This is a genomic window from Desulfobaccales bacterium (genome assembly GCA_041648175.1).
Lineage (GTDB): Bacteria > Desulfobacterota > Desulfobaccia > Desulfobaccales > 0-14-0-80-60-11 > 0-14-0-80-60-11.
Window position 1 is genome coordinate 1 of the sequence record JBAZPO010000031.1, and the last position, 17,773, is coordinate 17,773.

Annotated in this window: 15 protein-coding genes; 1 reads left to right on the forward strand and 14 read right to left on the reverse strand. The window is 56.4% G+C overall.

Translation table 11 applies throughout. The annotated features are described in order from the left end of the window. Positions 1–271: 271 nt before the first annotated feature. From WC600_17765 to WC600_17790, 6 genes are all read right to left on the reverse strand, one after another. Positions 272–427, reverse strand: coding sequence for a hypothetical protein (locus tag WC600_17765; GenBank protein ID MFA4904581.1), 156 nt, complete (start codon positions 425–427; stop codon positions 272–274). Positions 428–910: 483 nt separating this feature from the next. Further along, on the reverse strand, positions 911–2,092 hold the full coding sequence (gene argJ / locus WC600_17770) for a bifunctional glutamate N-acetyltransferase/amino-acid acetyltransferase ArgJ (protein MFA4904582.1): 1,182 nt from the start codon (positions 2,090–2,092) through the stop codon (positions 911–913). A gap of 173 nt (positions 2,093–2,265) precedes the next feature. Further along, positions 2,266–4,146: a tetratricopeptide repeat protein gene (locus tag WC600_17775; GenBank protein ID MFA4904583.1), complete on the reverse strand. Its 1,881-nt coding sequence runs from the start codon at positions 4,144–4,146 to the stop codon at positions 2,266–2,268. A gap of 183 nt (positions 4,147–4,329) precedes the next feature. Next, the gene (locus WC600_17780) at positions 4,330–5,397 is read right to left on the reverse strand and encodes a hypothetical protein (protein ID MFA4904584.1); all 1,068 of its coding nucleotides are present in this window, start codon (positions 5,395–5,397) and stop codon (positions 4,330–4,332) included. A gap of 727 nt (positions 5,398–6,124) precedes the next feature. Further along, entirely contained in the window at positions 6,125–8,620 is a 2,496-nt protein-coding gene (secA, locus tag WC600_17785; GenBank protein MFA4904585.1) for a preprotein translocase subunit SecA, read from the reverse strand. A 159-nt stretch (positions 8,621–8,779) separates the two neighbouring features. Beyond that, a complete protein-coding gene (locus WC600_17790; GenBank protein MFA4904586.1) occupies positions 8,780–9,253 on the reverse strand; it encodes an N-acetyltransferase in 474 nt (157 codons plus the stop codon). Positions 9,254–9,332: 79 nt separating this feature from the next. Between WC600_17790 and WC600_17795 the strand changes: the two genes are divergently transcribed. After that, entirely contained in the window at positions 9,333–9,839 is a 507-nt protein-coding gene (locus tag WC600_17795; protein MFA4904587.1) for a peptidylprolyl isomerase, read from the forward strand. Between the two features lie 90 nt (positions 9,840–9,929). Here the strand turns inward: WC600_17795 and WC600_17800 are convergent, their stop codons facing one another. The 8 genes from WC600_17800 to WC600_17835 form a co-directional block, all read right to left on the reverse strand. Continuing rightward, positions 9,930–10,118 carry a ferredoxin gene (locus tag WC600_17800; GenBank protein ID MFA4904588.1) on the reverse strand — a complete coding sequence of 63 codons (189 nt, stop codon included), beginning with the start codon at positions 10,116–10,118 and terminating at the stop codon, positions 9,930–9,932. A gap of 130 nt (positions 10,119–10,248) precedes the next feature. Continuing rightward, on the reverse strand, positions 10,249–11,697 hold the full coding sequence (locus tag WC600_17805) for a cobyrinate a,c-diamide synthase (protein ID MFA4904589.1): 1,449 nt from the start codon (positions 11,695–11,697) through the stop codon (positions 10,249–10,251). Beyond that, the gene (locus WC600_17810; protein ID MFA4904590.1) at positions 11,697–11,939 is read right to left on the reverse strand and encodes a hypothetical protein; all 243 of its coding nucleotides are present in this window, start codon (positions 11,937–11,939) and stop codon (positions 11,697–11,699) included. Before WC600_17810 ends, WC600_17805 begins: the two co-directional genes overlap by 1 nt. Before the next feature lie 13 nt (positions 11,940–11,952). Beyond that, the gene (dsrB, locus tag WC600_17815) at positions 11,953–13,023 is read right to left on the reverse strand and encodes a dissimilatory-type sulfite reductase subunit beta (protein ID MFA4904591.1); all 1,071 of its coding nucleotides are present in this window, start codon (positions 13,021–13,023) and stop codon (positions 11,953–11,955) included. Between the two features lie 68 nt (positions 13,024–13,091). Beyond that, positions 13,092–14,330: a dissimilatory-type sulfite reductase subunit alpha gene (gene dsrA / locus WC600_17820; protein MFA4904592.1), complete on the reverse strand. Its 1,239-nt coding sequence runs from the start codon at positions 14,328–14,330 to the stop codon at positions 13,092–13,094. Between the two features lie 112 nt (positions 14,331–14,442). Further along, positions 14,443–15,756: a pitrilysin family protein gene (locus WC600_17825; protein MFA4904593.1), complete on the reverse strand. Its 1,314-nt coding sequence runs from the start codon at positions 15,754–15,756 to the stop codon at positions 14,443–14,445. 14 nt (positions 15,757–15,770) lie between these two features. After that, positions 15,771–16,646 carry an alpha/beta hydrolase gene (locus WC600_17830; GenBank protein MFA4904594.1) on the reverse strand — a complete coding sequence of 292 codons (876 nt, stop codon included), beginning with the start codon at positions 16,644–16,646 and terminating at the stop codon, positions 15,771–15,773. Positions 16,647–16,834: 188 nt separating this feature from the next. Beyond that, the gene (locus WC600_17835) at positions 16,835–17,449 is read right to left on the reverse strand and encodes a CAP domain-containing protein (protein ID MFA4904595.1); all 615 of its coding nucleotides are present in this window, start codon (positions 17,447–17,449) and stop codon (positions 16,835–16,837) included. Positions 17,450–17,773: the final 324 nt, after the last annotated feature.

The following is a 17,773-nucleotide window of genomic DNA, read 5'->3' on the forward strand; positions in this document are numbered from 1 at the left end:
TACCCCTTTGAATTAACGCCACTTTTTTTTGAAATACTAAAATATACTTATTGCCAGGAGAGGTTCTTGCAAAAAGCCGTTTGGTCACTTATGAGATGCTTCGGTTGCTTCTTTCCCTCAGAATGACAGGCAGGGAGATATTTGCAAGAGGCTCTTTTGGCAATGAGTATAAAGAAAAGTTTTGGAAAAAATGCATGCGGAAAATAAAGACGCGGAATTGTACAAACCCCAAAGAGCTTCACCAAGGAGTTAACAAGCTATATTCCCGTGGTTAATGGTTTAAAGCAGAGGACCTGGCTGCCTTTTCCTGGGCCAGGGCCGCAGCTAAAAGATCATCGCCCCGGCTGGCCGCGGCTAACAGGCCGCCGAAGAAAAGACCCAGAAAGGTCCCGACAAACACGCCCAACAAGACTCCGAGCCAGAACATAGTTCACCTCTTTGAACCATTCCAATCCGGTCCCGTTATGAACTATGTTATTTCCAATATTCGTGCCATAAAAATAATATCAATTAAATCACTTCGTTACACTTTGTAACGAAGCGGCCATTGTTTAGCTTTCGAAACAAATATGGAGTCTGCGTTAGGATTACTTTACAAGATCGATTCCCTGGTACTCTGCTATTATACGCAACGACTTAATTAGTTCTCATCCGAAAAAGTTTAAAGATGCAAACGGCTTCAAAGTCCCCCTTTGAAAAAGGGGGATTTAGGGGGATTTTCGGGTAGTTATAAATCCCCCCTAACCCCCTTTGGTAAGGGGTGGATTTTAAAGGCGTTTCCGGATGAGAATAATTAATTGAACATATGCGTTCTCCGCGCCTCTGCGGTGAAAAATAATTAACCGCAGAGACGCGAAGGGCGCAGAGAAAAATTTGTCAAATTATTTATGACGCTTAGGTATATTAATTCTTAACTGCGGTAGTCGGCATTGATGCGAATGTAGTCCTCGGTATAGTCGCAGGTATCGTAGTAATCAGCACAGTCGCCATTGTTAAGCTGGATATTCAGCATAAACGTGCCCGACTTGATGACTTGCTGGGCGGCGGCTTCAGCCTCCGGTCCCAGTCCCTGGCCGTTTTGCATTACGGGATGAGCTCCGAAGGCAATCTCCACCCGTTCCGGATTGAAACGGGCCCCGGAACGCCCCAGCGCGGCCATAATCCGGCCCCAGTTGACGTCCTCCCCGGCTATGGCGGTTTTGACCAGGGGGGAGAGCGCCACGGTCATGGCGGCCTTTTTGGCGTCAGCCAGTGAGGCCGCGCCTTTAACGACAACTTTATAGACGTGGCGGGCGCCTTCGCCGTCAGCCACCACCTGCCAGGCCAACTCGCCCATCACCTGGTTCAAGGCCTCGCCCAGAGTGGTCATGGCCGGGCCGGCCGCGTCGATTCGTGCGTTTCCCGCCAACCCGCTGGCCAGCAAAAGAATGGTGTCATTGGTGGACGTGTCCCCATCTACGGTGATCCGGTTGAAACTGACCGGCAGTGCCTGTCGCAGGAGCGTTTTCAAAACCTTGGGCGCGGCCGCAACGTCGCTGAAGATAAAGACTAAAAGCGTCGCCATATCCGGGTGAATCATGCCCGAGCCTTTGGCGATACCGGCCAGAGTGAATTTCTTACCGTCAATTGTGCCCTGGACCAGCGAGGCCTTGGGACGGGTGTCGGTGGTCATGATAGCCCGGGCCGCCTCTCCCAACCCGTCGGGGCTCAAGGCCGCCACTAATTGGGGCAGGGCCTGGGTGATACGGTCCCCGGGCAAAGGGGTGCCGATGACCCCGGTGGAGGCCGGCAGCACCAGGCGTTCCGGGATATTGAGCAGTTCCGCGGTCCGCCGGCAGGTCTCCCGGGCGGTCGCGAGGCCTTGGGGGCCGTTACAGGCATTGGCGTTGCCGGCATTCACCAAAATAGCCTGGGCGAAACCCTTCCGCAGGCGTTCCTGGGAAATCAGCACCGGCGCAGCCTTTACCCGGTTGCGGGTAAACACCCCCGCGGCGGCAACGGGAGTATCCGCCACCATCAAGGCCAGATCCTGCACCCCAGGTTTTTTGATGCCCGCGGCGGTGGCGGCAAAACGAAAGCCCGGAACTATCATCTTCTCGCGTCTTCCTTTATTTTTCGGGTTGCAGGGATGGCCCCTTATCTGACCACAGGGGTAGACCCGCGCTCTTGGTGGGGTTTAACGGGAATCTCAGGAATACAGGGAACGGTTTTCCTATTGAGGCTTCCAAGTACCCTCGAAAAAACCCTGTGACTTCTCCACTGAACTTATTTTTTAGTAGTTGCGGGCAATTTTTGCAATAATTTTTCCGCTTGGTCGGCCCCCGGAAAATCCTTGGAGATCCCCAACGCTTTTTCAAGATATTGCCTGGCCTCCGGTTTTTTTCCCTGTTGGTCCAGCACCACGGCAAAATGATACAGGACATCCGGATTTTCGGGCAACAGAGCCGCGGCTTTGTCCAGGGCGTTCAAAGCCTTCTGGGGTTCGGCCTGCTTATGACTGATCCAGCCCAGGGTATCGAGCACGTGACCATTCTCCGGGGCCAGAGCCGCGGCTTTTTCTGCCAGTTGCCGAGCTTCGGGAAGATTGCCGCTTTCGGAGAGAAGCTCAGCCAGATTATTCAGCGCGGCGATATCTTCGGGGTGTTGAGCCAGGATATCTCGATATATCGTGGTGGCGGCGCTCACATTGCCCGTTTTCTTATAGAGCATGGCCAGGTTAAATTTTTGGGCCATATTTTCGGGATCGAGAGCCACAACCTGCTGGTTCGTTTCTATGGCCCGCTTGAGGTCACCCTGGCGCTGATAAGCCAGGGTGAGGCCCTGCAAAAGTCGGGGATTATGGGGAGCAATTGAGAGCCCTTTGTTCAGTTGGGCAATGGCCTGGTCGTATTTTTTTATGAACCCGTAAAACAGGCCCAAGCGATAATAGGAGAGGGGGTCCTGCGGATATTTCTGCACCCCCTGAAGGAAAATCTTTTCCGCCTGGTCATATTGGCCGGCAACCTGATAAGTAGAACCTAGCAGATCGTAATCCGTGGGCCCGGCGGTGGGAGCACGAAGCAATTCCTGGTAGATGGCAATAGCTTCAGGGAATTTCTTCTGTTCCACAAGAAAAGCGGCCAGGCCCTTTTTGAGGTCAGGATTTTTGGGGGCCAGTTGGATGGCCTGGCGCATCTGCGCCAGAGCGGCGTCGGGCTCTTTGAGGGAGGCCAGGGTTTTCCCTAATTCCCAATAAGGCAGGGGTTGTTTGGGTTGCAGCTGGATCGCCTTTTGTAGGGTTTGGCGGGAATCCTGGTTCAAGCCGGCTTCCCGGTAAGCAATCCCCAGGGCCAGATAAGCCCTGGCGGGGTCAGGCTGAGCCAATTTAAGCGCCTGATCAAATTCTTTCTGAGCCTGGTCGGGATGCTTTTGACCCTTATAAGCCGCTGCCAATAAGACATGGAGCAAAAAGCCCGAGTCCCCAGGGGGGATGCGATTCGCCAACAAGTTAACGGTCTTATCGTATTTGCCGGTAAGGTTATATAAGCGTGCCAGGTTTACTTTGACTCCCGCGTAGTCTGCCGGGGTGCCTGCCAGGCCCTTCTCGAAATGGGCGATGGCCTCGGGTAACCTGCCTTCCTTTTCCAAAAGCAGCCCCAATCTCTGGTTGGCCCTGGCATAGTCTGGGTTGGCCTGAAGGGCTTTAAGAAATTGGGCCTGGGCTTCACCAGACTTGCCCTGGGCCAGATAGATATCCCCTATCTTGGTCAAAGCCGTGCTTTGCTGAGGATTTAATCGGACCGCTTCCTGCAAAGCCTCCAACCCGGCGTGCGTCTGCCCCTGCAGGGCCAGGATGGCTCCCAGGAGTTCCTGGGCCGGGGCAGATTTGGGGTTTTGTTTGAGAACCTCTTTCACATTAGCCATGGCCTGTTTTAAGTTGCCGGTGTTAATCAACTTGATGGCCTGGTCAAGCTGAGGGTCAGGGGGAATGTCAAGGTTTTGGTACGAGGACGGCAGGGCTGGGCCAGGCCTCGACTCGAGGCCGCCCGGAGCTGAGGGGGAGAAATCCTTGAAATCGAGGGAGAACCCTAAACACACTTTAGGTAGGAGCACCAGGAGAATAAGGGTCAAAACAAGCATGCTGTTGGAGACTACTTTAAGGCGCATAAGGGTGAACCCTCCTCGGTCAATGACAGGATGCCGTGGTACATGGGTTTTTTAATTTTATCAGTAATGCAATTCTCATACCTTAAGGCTAAAAGTTTTCTCTCTGCAGCCCGGAAACTGGTCATAAAAAAAACAGGGAGGTGCAGACTCTCACCCCCCTGTTTAGTCATCCACAGGCCTGGGTTAGGTCCGTTTCATTCTCCTCCGCAAAGGAATCAGGCCCAACAGGCCGGTGGCCATCAGGTACACAGTCGGGGGCACCGGAATGCAGGTCCAGTGGTCAAACTCAGTGGCGACGATGGCGCCGTCCACCAGGGCATTGATCACAAAGTCAAAGTCTCTCTCAAAAGCCCGGCAGCAACCTACCAAGGTGACATCGAATTCGAATAGACGTTCAATGTCCCGGGTAAAATCACCCGTATAAGATGCAGGGGTAGTCGAGAAGAACGGGGTTATCCCAGCAGGCAGACCGGCGATTTCCAGTGCAACCGTATGGTATTCCGACAAGCTCGTCGTGATGGCAGCTAAGACAGCCGCTACGAGATCCGCTTGAGCGGGATGATCGAGATACTGGCCACCGGTGGCGTTGACCATAACGGTTTCCTGTCCGGTGGAGTTTTTGGCGCCCACGTCAACGGCGATCAACTTGGTGAGCGGCGGGCCCACTAAGGCCGCGGTGGCTTGAGCCAGAGTCACGCCGGTGGGGCCACTGGGGTCATGGCCGGGGGCATCGCCGAACTGGACCATTATCTGAGCCGAGCCGGCCCGCCAGCCGGAAGCGGCCGTGGTCGCTTGCTGGATCCCGTACAGATTGGCTTCCGGAAAATCCCCGCCGCCGCTGGCGACCCAGGCATTAAGGCCGGCCTGGACGGCAGCCTGGTTGGCGGTCATGGCCTGGTCAAGCCGGTAGACAAAAGCATCGCCAACATCCCTGTATTCCCCGACGGCCCATTGCACGTTACCGAGGCCGGCGGTAGCGGCCAAAATGGCCGCGGCATTGGCTTGCACAGTACCGATGGTGCCGCCCATGCTGCCGGTGGTATCCGACAGGAAGAAGATATCCGTTTGGGTTGTGGTGGGGGTCCCGGCACTAACGGTCACCGTCTTGTGGATTGTCGCTGTAGTCAGTGAGGTCGGTGAGGCAAAGACGGTCCACGTGCCCGGGGAGATGTCATCCGCCAGCGCGCCAAGCGGTACCATGAGCATGGCGCAGACCGCTAAAAATCCAAAAAGTTTCCAATGTCTCTTCATATAATCCTCCATCTTGCTTGGTTATCCTCGGTTTCTTCCTCCTTGAAGGTTAATGGAACGCTGGTTGCGTTCGCATCGCCGATACCCGGAAAAACCCCTAGCGTTATAAGAATTGACTCGCGGCTTGGGCACACCTCCTTAGTCCTGGAAATAAACTTCACGGAAATGGGGAAGCTTATGTCTTTTCTCCCCCACGAACTTTCCGCAGTAACTCGGCCAATGGATTCAGGCAACCCGGCTCTCTTGCCTAGACCCGTAGCTTTCCGTCCGACTACGCAATGGGGTTGGCCTGATTTGGAGATTGTTCATCTCGGCAGCAGAGTTTATATGTATACGTGGATGTATATTAATCACCTTTAAATATTTTGTCAATACATGTAAAAATGTTTACAGATATTTTTAATATAATAAACATGTTGTAAATATTACTCAAATAATTACCAAAAAGGAAATTAAGGGAAGAAATGCGATGCCACAAATGAAGCAGCCTTTGGGCCATGCCCCAGGCAGGCAAAGGGGCGAGTCCTAAAATTTGGGTCCCCCCCAACTATTATTCAGGCGCGGGGTTTGAGGACTGGTAAGGACAGAAGCCGGGGGATGAAAGCTGACCACTGCTGAAAAAAGCAGGGCGACCCAGTGGGTCGCCCTTGCTTAGGCGGGTTAGGAGGGGGGCTTGGGGGATATGGGCAGGGATATTTTGTTAGCGTCCCTGGCCCTCCCCCAAAACTCATTTACCGCAGCATTTCTTAAATTTCTTGCCGCTGCCGCAAGGGCAGGGGTCGTTGCGGCCGACTTTTTTGTTAGGCCGCTGCTTGGGTTGGACGGCGCTATCGCCATGGCTGAAGGCCATGGGCGTGGCCTTGGGCCTGGCCTCCGGCGGGGGTTCGTGGTGGGGCTGCACCTGAAGGTGGAACAGGGTGCCCACCGAGTCCGCCTGGATGCGGTGGATCAGGTCCATGAACATGTCATAGCCTTCCCGCTGGTATTCCCGCAAGGGGTCCTTCTGACCGTAGCCCCTCAGACCGATACCGTCCCGCAGATGGTCCATGGACAGCAGATGCTCTTTCCAGTGGTTGTCCACGATTTGGAGCATGATCATCTGCTGCAACTGCTGGAAGACCTCGGGGCCGATCTCCTCGTTTTTGGCGGCAAAACGGCCTTTGACCAGGTCGTAGAGCACGTCACTGAGGTCGCCATCCAAATTTTCCAGGGAGACCCGAAAGCCGAACTGTTTATGGAAGGCGTCCCCAAAGGCTTTGTGGTCCCACTCCTCCGGCAGCTTATTGGCGGTGTATTCTTGGACGATCTCGTCCACCAGTTCGGCAGCCATATCCATGAGGTCTTCTTCCAGGGTTTTGCCGCCCAGGATCTGGCGGCGCTGAGCGTAGATCACCTCGCGCTGCTTGTTCATTACATCGTCGTATTCGATGAGTTGTTTGCGGATGTCGAAGTTGTGCCCTTCCACCCGCTTTTGGGCCTTTTCGATGGCGTTGGACACCAGGCGGTGCTCGATAGGCTCGCCGTCATCCATTCCTAAGCGGCCCATGAGGCCCTTGATACGGTCAGACCCGAAGATGCGCAGGAGGTCGTCTTCTAAAGAGAGATAGAACCGGGAGGTGCCGGGGTCTCCCTGGCGGCCGGAGCGCCCCCTCAACTGGTTGTCGATGCGGCGGGACTCGTGGCGCTCGGTGCCCAGGATGTGCAGGCCGCCCCGTTCCACCACCCCTTCGCCTAAGACGATGTCGGTGCCCCGGCCGGCCATGTTGGTGGCGATGGTCAACATACCCATCTGCCCGGCATGGGCGACGATCTGCGCCTCTTTTTCATGCTGTTTGGCATTGAGGACTTCGTGTTTGATACCTTCCCGCTTGAGGAGCTTGCTCAGGTGTTCCGATTTTTCGATGGAGGTGGTGCCCACCAGCACCGGCTGCCCCCGCTGGTAACAATCTCGAATATCCTCCACCACCGCGCTGTACTTTTCCGCTTCGCTCCGATAAATGGAGTCAGGGTGGTCTATCCGGATCATCCTTTTGTGGGTGGGGATAACCATGACTTCCAGGTTGTAGATCTTTTTGAATTCTTCGGCTTCAGTGTCGGCGGTGCCGGTCATGCCCGCCAGTTTTTCATACATGCGAAAGTAGTTTTGGAAGGTGACGGTGGCCAGGGTCTGGTTTTCGTTCTCGATCTTTACCCCTTCCTTGGCCTCCAAGGCCTGATGCAGGCCGTCGGAGTAGCGCCGGCCGGGCATAAGACGGCCGGTGAACTCGTCTACGATGAGCACCTGACCATCCTTCACGATGTAGTCCACGTCCCGTTTGAACAGGTTGTGGGCCTTCAACGCGGCTTGGAGGTGGTGCAGGACCTCGATGTTCCGGGGATCATAGAGATTAGGCAGGTTGACCAACTTTTCGGCATGAGCCACGCCGCCTTCGGTGATGAGGACGGACCGGGCCTTTTCGTCCACGGTAAAATCTTGTTCGATTTTCAGCTGCCGGACCACCTGGTTAAGGGTGTAGTAAAGCTGGGTGGACTCCTCCGCGGGGCCGGAGATGATCAGGGGCGTCCGGGCCTCGTCAATGAGGATGGAATCGACTTCGTCCACGATGCCATAGTGGAAATCCCGCTGGACGTACTCCTCCAGGGAGAATTTCATGTTGTCCCGAAGATAGTCGAACCCGAACTCGTTGTTGGTGCCGTAGGTGATGTCCGCGGCATAGGCCTGGCGGCGCTCGTTGTCGTCCAGGCCGTGGACGATGGTGTCCACCGTGAGCCCCAGGAAGCGGTAAATGCCGCCCATCCATTGAGTATCCCGGCGGGCCAGATAGTCGTTCACGGTGACGATATGCACGCCTTTGCCGCTCAGGGCGTTGAGGTAGGCAGGCATGGTGGCCACCAGGGTTTTGCCTTCACCGGTTTTCATTTCGGCGATCTTGCCCTGGTGGAGCACAATGCCGCCGATGAGTTGGACGTCGAAAGGGCGCATCCCCAGGGCCCGGACAGAGGCTTCCCGAGCCGCGGCAAAGGCTTCAGGCAGCAGGTCTTCAATAGTTTCGCCCCGATCCAAACGCTCCTTGAACTCAGGGGTTTTAGCCTGCAGCGCCGCGTCGGACAGATCCCGGTATCCCGGCTCCAGGGTTGTGATCCGGTCCACCAAGGGAGCTATCCGCTTCAGTTCCCGGTCGTTTTTACTGCCAAAGATTCTTTTCAAAAAGAGATCGATCATAGGTGTATCTGCCAATAAAAAACCCCGATAAAGCCAGGCTCCACCGGAGGAATGAGGGCGTGGTTTAAGGTGCCAGAGGGCTGGCCGCGGTGTCTATTTTACTGCCGGCCACGAAAACTTTCCTTTTAAAAAATAACGCACCGCCCCCAGGCTGTCAAGCTAGTCCCCATTCCCTGAGGCCGCCAGATCCAGGTGCATAGGGACTTCGTCGCAGTCGGGAAACTTGACGCAGTTGACGCAATCGGCCCAGACAATGGGCAGCAGTTCTTCCCGGGAGACGACCTTAAAGCCGAATCGCTGGAAAAACTCCGGCACCAGGGTCAGGAGGAAGATTTCGCTCAAGCCGATGGCGCGGGCCTCGTGCAGGCAGGTCTCTACCAGGCGGGAGGCGATTTTCTGCCCCCGGTGGGTCGGGGCCACGGCGACGGACCGGATTTCACCCAGAGCGGCCCAACAGATGTGCAGGGAAGCGATGCCGATAATCGGGCCGTGGCCCTGCCGGTAGACGTAGTAATCCCGTAACTGGCTGTAGAGATCGGCCAGGGTCCGGGGCAGGATGCCACCATCCCGGGAGAATTCCGCCAGGAAGCGGCGGATTTCCGGAACTTCATTAATCTTGGCTTTGCGTATCATTATAGGGATCAAGGGTTACGAAAAGATGATTAGTACGTTATAATTTAAGATTATATCATTAGCTTAAAGGGAAAACCATATGTCCGTCATTGCCAAAGATAACTATGTCTGTTTGGAGTACCGTCTATGGTTGGATTCCGGGGAACAGCTCCGGGGCACCCCGGAGGCCCCGGGGCAGCTCACCTTTGTGGCCGGGTACAACGAGCTCATGCCGGCGCTGGAACGCCGTCTCATAGGGCTCCGGGAGCAGGATGCGGTGGAGTTTGTGGTACCCGCGGCCGAGGCCTTCGGGGACTACGACCCCGATTTTGTCCAGGAGTGGAGCCACAAGGTCTTTCCCCCGGGAATGGAGTTGGTCCCGGGCCAGAAGGTGATCCCCGCCAACCTGCCATTCCCGCCGGAATATCCCCTGACCGTCAAGGAAGTCAGGGAGGATTGCGTAATTCTGGATATGAATCACCCCTTTTCCGGCCGAGACCTACGCTATCAGGTGAAGGTGGTGGAGGTGCGCTCAGCCACCCCGGAAGAACTGGAACCCTTGAAACAATGCAAGTCCTGCGCGGATGATCTGAGCTGCGAACACTAAAGGAAATCACGTCAAGGCGCAAAGTCCCAAAGAAAAAAGGGGAGGGGGCTTAAGCCCGCCTCCCCTGCAATTTTTTTGCACCCGCGGTGTTTAGGTCTCGGTAACCGTAATGGCGCCCGAGGGGCAGACCTCGATGCAGCTTTCGCAACCCAAACATTCGTCCTCATTTACCGGAACGGCCTTTTCGTTCTGCATCTCAAAGACGGCCACAGGACACACGTTAACGCACTCTTCATCGCCGGTGCATTTGTCTTCGTCAACTTCAACCCGCCAAGCCATTTAACCTACCTCCTTAGAATTTCGCACCATCCATTCAGAATATACCAAAATTTTGCAAATCTGAAAACCGGGGAACATTTTTAGGAAAAATTCAGGGCCGGTGTAAGTATTTGCTGGAAGCTGATAGCTATTAGAGACGCACCCGTTCCGGCGACTGGCATTTCAGGCCAGGGGCGGAGGTTTTCGGCTCAGAATCGCCGTGGTATTCCCGGGCTCGGCGCACCAAGGCCACGGCCCACTGGGGGCAACCCAGGGCGTGAAGGTGAGTATAGGTGGCCAGGACGTTTTGAAAGAGGAGGCCTTCCCGCTGCCCACCGATGCCAGAACCCCGGTTGACCTTAAAGGCCATGGGGAATTCGGGAACCGGGTCAGGCACCATCTGAGAGTAATGGAATTCATGGCCCTTGAGCACGGTGCCCCGGGGAAAGTAGGGGTTGTCTCGGGTCACCTCCAGGATGGTATAACCATGGCCCTGAGGTTTTTTCCCCATGATAAAATCAAAGGGGAAGATCCCTGCCATGGGAAATTTTTCGCTGCCGACCTGGATATGCTCCCCCAGATACATGAGGCCGCCGCATTCGGCATAGATGGGCAAGGCGGCTTGGGCCGCGGCTTTGACGGAATTACGAAAGCTTAAGTTCTCGGTCAGGGCACGGGCGTGGGTTTCGGGGAAGCCACCGCCGATATACAGGGCGTCCAGATGGGGCGGCAGCACCGGATCGTCCAGGGCGCTAATTTCTATGACGGTAGCGCCGGCGTCCCGCAAGGCCTCAAGGTTTTCGGGGTAATAAAATTGGAAAGCGGAATCCCGGATGACGCCGATAATCGGAGGATGGCAGTCGGCGCCAAAAGTCCGCGTCGTGGCGGGGGCTTCCGGCAAAGGCGGGGCTTGGGCCGCCACCTGCCAAAGGCCCTCCAAATCCAAATAGCGCTGGGCCAGGTCCCGGGCGGTGGTTATGGCCCGAATGGCCGTGGCGTGTTCTTGGGGCGGGACCAACCCCATGTGGCGCTCGGGAAAGACCGCGCACTTCAGTCGGGGGATGGCCCCCAGCACCGGAATGCCGCAGTAGGTTTCGATGGCCTGGCGGATAATGGCTTCGTGGCGAGGGCGGGCGATCTGGTTGAGGATGACGCCCCGGATGGGGACTTGGGGGTCGAAGTGCTGACACCCCAACACCAGGGCGGCAGTGGTGCGGGTCCTCATGGTGCAGTCCACTACCACCACCACAGGAGTGGCCAGGAATTTGGCCAGTTCCGCGGTGCTATACGTGCCTTGGGCATCGAGGCCGTCGTAGAGGCCCCGGTTGCCTTCGATCAGGAGGGCGTCGGCCTGGGCGGCATGGCGGGCCACAGAAGCCAGAATCTGGTCCCCCTCCATGAGGAAGGGGTCCAGATTATGGCTGGGGCATCCCGCCGCCAGGCAGTGCCAGGCCGGGTCGATATAGTCGGGGCCTTTTTTAAAAGGCACCAACCGACGTCCCTGGTCGCGCCAAGCGGCCAGAAGCCCCAACGTCAAAGTGGTCTTGCCGGCCCCACCCCTGAGAGCTGCCAGCAGCAGCCGGGGACAGGGCTGTTGCATCAGTGCTTGGCTGCTCCTTCTTCGTGGGGAATTTCGATGAAACTCCCGCCGAAGTAGGTGTAGACGCAGCGGCCGCCGTCAATGAGATCCTTGATCGCGAACTTGATATCGTTCTTGGGCTGATCAGGATGCTCTTTGAGCACGGCTTTCTGGATGTCCATGGCTTTTAACTGCTTTTTGCCCTGGGCTTTTTCAACCATCTTGAAGATGTATTCGTTCAAATCTTCTTTGGATAGTGCCATTTATCTCACCTGCTTAGAATTTGAAATGCATCGACGTCCGGTAGGTGTCATACGCCCAACGGTAGTCATCAATGTGCTGGAAGGTGAAGGGAATTTCACATACTTCAAAGAACTTTTCCCACCCGATCCGCGTAACCCACTCGCCCACGCGCTCGAACTTGTTGGCGCCTTCGGCGTACTTGATGAGGATCTTGCGAATGGCCTGGACCACTTCCGGCCAGCGGGGCGGATTGTTGGGCAGGTACGGCACCGCCAGCTTGGAGAACATGGGCGGGCTCTTGGCGTTGGATACTTTGCCACCGACCAGCAGGGCTACGCCACCTTTCTCGGCATCGAACACCGGCAAGGCCGGGCACATGGTGTAGCAGTTGCCGCAGTACATGCAACGCTCATCGTTGATCACGACGCTCTTGATGCTCTTGTCCGGATGAGGCCGGATGGCGCCGGTGGGGCAGGCGCCGATAGTGGTTGGAATTTCGCACAGGTGGCGCAGCCTCTCGTGGTTAACTTTGGGAGGCGTGCGATGGATGCCCAGGATGGCGATGTCGGAGCAGTGCACCGCGCCGCACATGTTGAGGCAGCAAGCCAGGGCGATGCGCACCTGGGCCGGCAGTTTGTGGCTGCCGAAGTACTCGAACAGGTCATCCATGACGGCCTTAACGACACCGGAGGCGTCGATAGCCGGGGTGTGGCAGTGGACCCAGCCCTGGGTGTGAACGATGCTGGTCACCGAGTGGCCGGTGCCGCCCACGGGGATACCCATCTTGGAGCAGGCATCCTTCAGGCCGGCGATCTTGCCCTGGTCGGTGAGCAGGAACTCGATGTTGTTCCGGGAAGTGAAGCGCAGGTAGCCGTCGCAGAACTTGTCGGCCAAGTCGCACACATCCTTGATGAAGTCGGTGGTCACCAAGCGGCCGGAACCGCCCCGGACGGAGAAGATTTTAGCGCCGGAATCGGACACATGCATCAGCACGCCGGGTTCCAGGATTTCATGGTATTTCCACTTGCCGTAGTTGTCTTTGATGACGGGCGGCAAGAATTTGTCAAATTTTGGGGGGCCAATATCAGTTATACGGTCAGCCATTTTCCTCATTCCTCCTTATGATTCGGCACTAGGCCAGACAAGTATGCTTTAATGAGAAAGTTGCCTCATTATTTGATGTATTTACGACCCGCGGCCTCGGCCTCGAAGTCTTCGGCGTGCCAGAAGAAGAAGGGGTTAGCCCGGGGGGTTCTGACGGTCTGAGAAGGCGCCGGCAGGTCTACGCCCAGGAAGAAATTCCGCATGCCCAGGCGCAGCATCAATTCACCCACGCGCTCCCGGTTTTTGCCGTTTTCCGACCACCATTCGTGGATTCTGCCGATCAGATCAATAAACGGTTCATAGGGCGCTTCCATTGCCATGAAGGGCACGATAACCCAACTCATCTGGGCGCCTTCCAGGATGGGAGCATGGGAACCCAGGAGCAGGGTGGCGCCGCCTTCGGTGCCGGGCCGCAGGGCCTGGGGCATCATGTTGATGCAGTGCATGCAATGGTTGCAGTTCTTGTTGTCGATGCTCAGCTTGCCGCCCTCATAGCTCATACAGATGGTGGGGCACAGGTCGGTGACATCGGCCTTGATGTCCAGCTTGGTATAAACGGTGCCGCCGCCCGCAGGCTTGATTTCGCCGGCGGCATAGGCTTTCACCGCGGCCTGGTCGATGCGGATGTCGTCCTTCCAGACGCCGATGACGCTCATGTCGGCCCGGGCCACCGCGGCCACGCAGTCGTTGGGGCAACCGGAGCATTTGACTTTGAATTTATAAGGGAAGGACGGGCGGTGCATCTCGAACTGGAAGTCTTGGGTGACCTGGTAGCAAAGGTCCATGGTGTCATAGCAGGACCATTCGCAACGGGCCTTGCCCACGCAGCAGGACGGGGTCCGCATGGCGGAACCGGAGCCGCCCAGATCCCAACCTTTGGCCGTCAGTTCGGCGAAGGTGGGTTCCAGTTCGTCGGTGGTGGTGCCCAGGAAGATCATGTCGCCGGTGGAGCCGTGCACGTTCAGGATGCTGCTGCCATGCCGGTCCCAGATATCACACAGGTCCCGCAGGGCCGCAGTGGTATAAAACCAGCCGGAGGGCTGGTTGACGCGTACCGTATGGAAATGCTCGACGCCGGGGAATTCGTCAGGGATATCGATGTAACGGCCGATGATGCCGGAGCCGTAACCCAGGACGCCGACGATGCCGCCATGCTTCCAGTGGGTAATCTTGTCTTTGTACGAACGCTCCAACACTCCCAGCAAATCCGCCGCTGATTTTTTCCTACCGGCGACCCGCTTCAAATCCTTTACGAAGCTGGGCCACGGACCGGACTCCAGTTGATCCAACAATGGAGTTTTATGCATGAACACTTTCCTCCCTTAATTAAATGGTCCCCTATGGGCTTATCCTTTTTTTCACAAAATCACTCCTATCTCATAATATCGCAAGGCATTTGTCAACTAAAAAATCCATACCCTAAATTTCGTTAAGAATTTTCAGCGGGCCGATATCTCGTAAAGCCTCGGCGCAGCGCGCCGCTGGACCCAGCACCAGGGTCACCAACTGGTCGGGTTGGAGATGGTCTCGGGCCGCGGCGGCCGCGGATTCTATGTTGACATTGCGTATTTGTTCACAATAGTTCTTTAAATAATCCGTCCCCAGGTCGTAGAGATCCATGGAGAGCATCTGGCGGCCGATACCCCGGGAGGTTTCCAGGCCCAGGGGAAAATGACCCACGTAGTAGCTTTGCGCTTCCGCCAGTTCCTGAGCCATGACGCCGTTTTGGTGAACTTCGGTGATCACCGACCGGATCTCACTCACCACCTGCGCGGTGTTTTCCGCGGGCGTAAAGGTGGAGACGATGAAGGGGCCCGGAGCCCGGCGGAAGGAATAACTGCTGCGGATGCCGTAGGTGAAGCCCAGATCCGAACGGATGCGGGCCATGAGCCGGGAAGAAAAACCGCCTTCACCCAAGATGTAGTTCACCAGCTTCAGGGGAAAGTAATCGGCGTGGGCGCGGGGCAGGCCCAGGTGGCCTACCCGAATTTCACTCTGGGTCAGGTCGGGCCGGTCCAGGAGATAAACTCCCGGGGCACAGAGCTTCGCAGGAGCCGCCGTATAGAGCGGGCTGGCCGGACCGCCTCCCTGCCAGGGACCCCAGATCCGGGCGGCCTCCTCCTTGACCCGCTCAAAGGCCGCCATCCCCACCACCACCAGGGTGGAAGTGGCTGGGGTGAACTCCCGGCGGTAAAAGTCTTTGAGATCGGCCAGGCCGAGATTATCCAGGCTACGGAGGTCCCCCGACACCGCATGGCCGTAAGGCGAATCTCCGAAAAACAGGCGCAGATAGCGGAGATTGGCTATTTCCCGGGGATCATCCTGCTGGTGCACCAACTCAGACCGGCGCCGCTCCAGCAACAGGGGAAACTCGTCTTCGGGGAATCCGGGGGTCTGAACCACTTCGGCCAGGGTGGCCATCAGGTCGGAAAAATCCTCGGCCAGTCCTTCCACGTTCACCAACGTCGCGTCCCAACCGCTTTTGGCGTCCAGGCTCGCGCCCCGGTTTTCGATGTCTTCGGCCAATTGCAACTGGGAGCGCCGGGCGGTGCCCAGGGTGAGCAACTCGGCGGCCCAATCGGCCACGCCGGGTTTGTCCACCGGATCGGTTTCAGCGCCCCGCTTGGCCATGAACGTCAGGGAAAGCCAGGGGACCCGGTCGTACTCCACGCCTAACAGCTTCATACCCCCGGGGAGGGTAGTTTGGTGGATTTCCGGAATAGAATCTGTCATGGTAACTTCCTCATTTACTGGGTTTCTTTTAAGAACATCCCGATTCTTTCGGCGTGGTATTTCCAGATCGGCTTCGGAGGAATGTGAGGCCCCTCCAACACTTCCACGGCGGTAAGACTGGGGAGCAGTTCTTTGGCCCGGCGAAGCGCCGGTTCCACCGGAATGAAAATATCCGATTTAGCGAGGAACAACAGGGTCGGGGCCTTAAATCCGGCCAAAGTTTCTTTGTCGAATGGACCCGGAGGAGGCACATTTAATTTGACGTGGCGCAGGGTTGCGTCGAATACTTGCAGTGAATAGTCATCTAATTCGCCGACCAAAGGCTGGACAGCGCCAATCAGGCGTTCCCGGCTGGGAAAATAGCGGTAAAGCAGGCAAGGGATAAAAAACTTGACGGCCGAACTGAGGAACGGGACCCGGGTGAGGCCGGCGGGCGCGATCAATGCCGCTCGGGAGATACGCTCCGGGGCATACGAGGCCGTTTCCAAGAGAATGCCTCCTCCAAAGGACATCCCAATAAAGGGAAGTCGTTCGAGACCAAGGCCGTTCAAGACGTCCACCATCCATTTGCCATAATTCTGGTTCCCGGGCGGCACCCGGGTCTGGGTGCTGCGGCCCGGTTGGCCGATGGGGTCCGGGGCGTAGAGCCGGTAGTCTTTAATAAGAGGGAGAAACCACTCCAGGATGCGAGGCGCCCCGGTACTGATGCCGGTCAACAGAATCACGGGCGGCGCATCTGGGAGGCCGGCAGCCAAAACATGGGTATGGCCGAAGCGAGTTTCCACCATTCGGCTTTCAGTTTCGACCGCGAGACTGGCTAGCTTTTGCTCATAGAGGGCAAGAACTTCAGCCTGGCCCTGGACGCTTCTGTAAATGGAGGCAGTGGACATGCGGTTTTCCTAGATACTATCTCCTATTAAGCCAACGCTTCTGGGGCCTCGCTCTCCTCCGGCGGCACCGGCTCCAATCACCACGGTTAATGTAGGGCGGGCACCGCCCACCGTGAATAACTGAGGGTTCATTCGGAGGCCGTTAACTTTCAGGACGGAGACCCCACCCCAAGAGGGCTGGAAATACCTCAAAGTCTATTTAATTTAATAAGCCAGGGTGTGATAAGTTCCCTCTGGCTGAAGATTTTGAACTTCCCCACAAATTCCTGCGTGGCCAGAATCGTGCCATTCCGGGCTGAGACTCCCACTCCTAAATGAGTAAAATCGGGGTCGAGCAAAATGGCCCGGTGTCCGGGGCTGCTCAGCCAGTCATCCACGATTTCTTTGGCCAGGCTCGAAGCGTTGCTGGTCTTGTAGCCCCAGGCGCTCCAAATATTCTCACCTATAGAGCGCACCCAGTGGCGGTAATTGCTTGATATACGTCTATGATAGGGTACTCCGTCAGGGGTGGTGTGGTCAAAAAACCGGCGCACCAGCATGTCATTGCTATAGGCCCGGGCCACATCCCGCAGTTCATCATCTTTGCTTAAAGGGGCTACACTTTTTGCCCGCCTGTGTTGATTGGTCAGTTCAAAGACCAGGTCTTCCACCTTTTCCAAATACTTAACCCCCGGCGGCGGCAAAACCGGTTTCAGCGGTTTCACCACGGGCGGGGCTAACGCCTGGTTGGCCAGAGGCATCACCAAAGGGCAGAAAGCTAAAACCACCCCCGCCAGGAGGCCCACTATCATTAGTTTCACCACAACTGATTTCATAAAGCAGCAGTTTGCAGTCAGTAGTTAGTTTCCACAGGGATGCGCCTTTAAAATTCCCCCCTTTAACAAAGGGGGGTTAGGGGGGATTTATAGCGGCCCGAAAATCCCCCTAAATCCCAGTAGTGTCCGGCAAGCATTTTGCAAAGACCGTTCCCCATCAGAATGTCAAAAAGGCAGCCGCAGGCTTAACAGGCTGTTGCTCAAATACATTCTCTTGAACTACATTTGAGCACTCCCGGGAGGCCGGGCGATAATCTTGGGACGATGATTCAAAAGCAGCCGGCCCAGCTTAGAGAACCTTTACTGGTGATT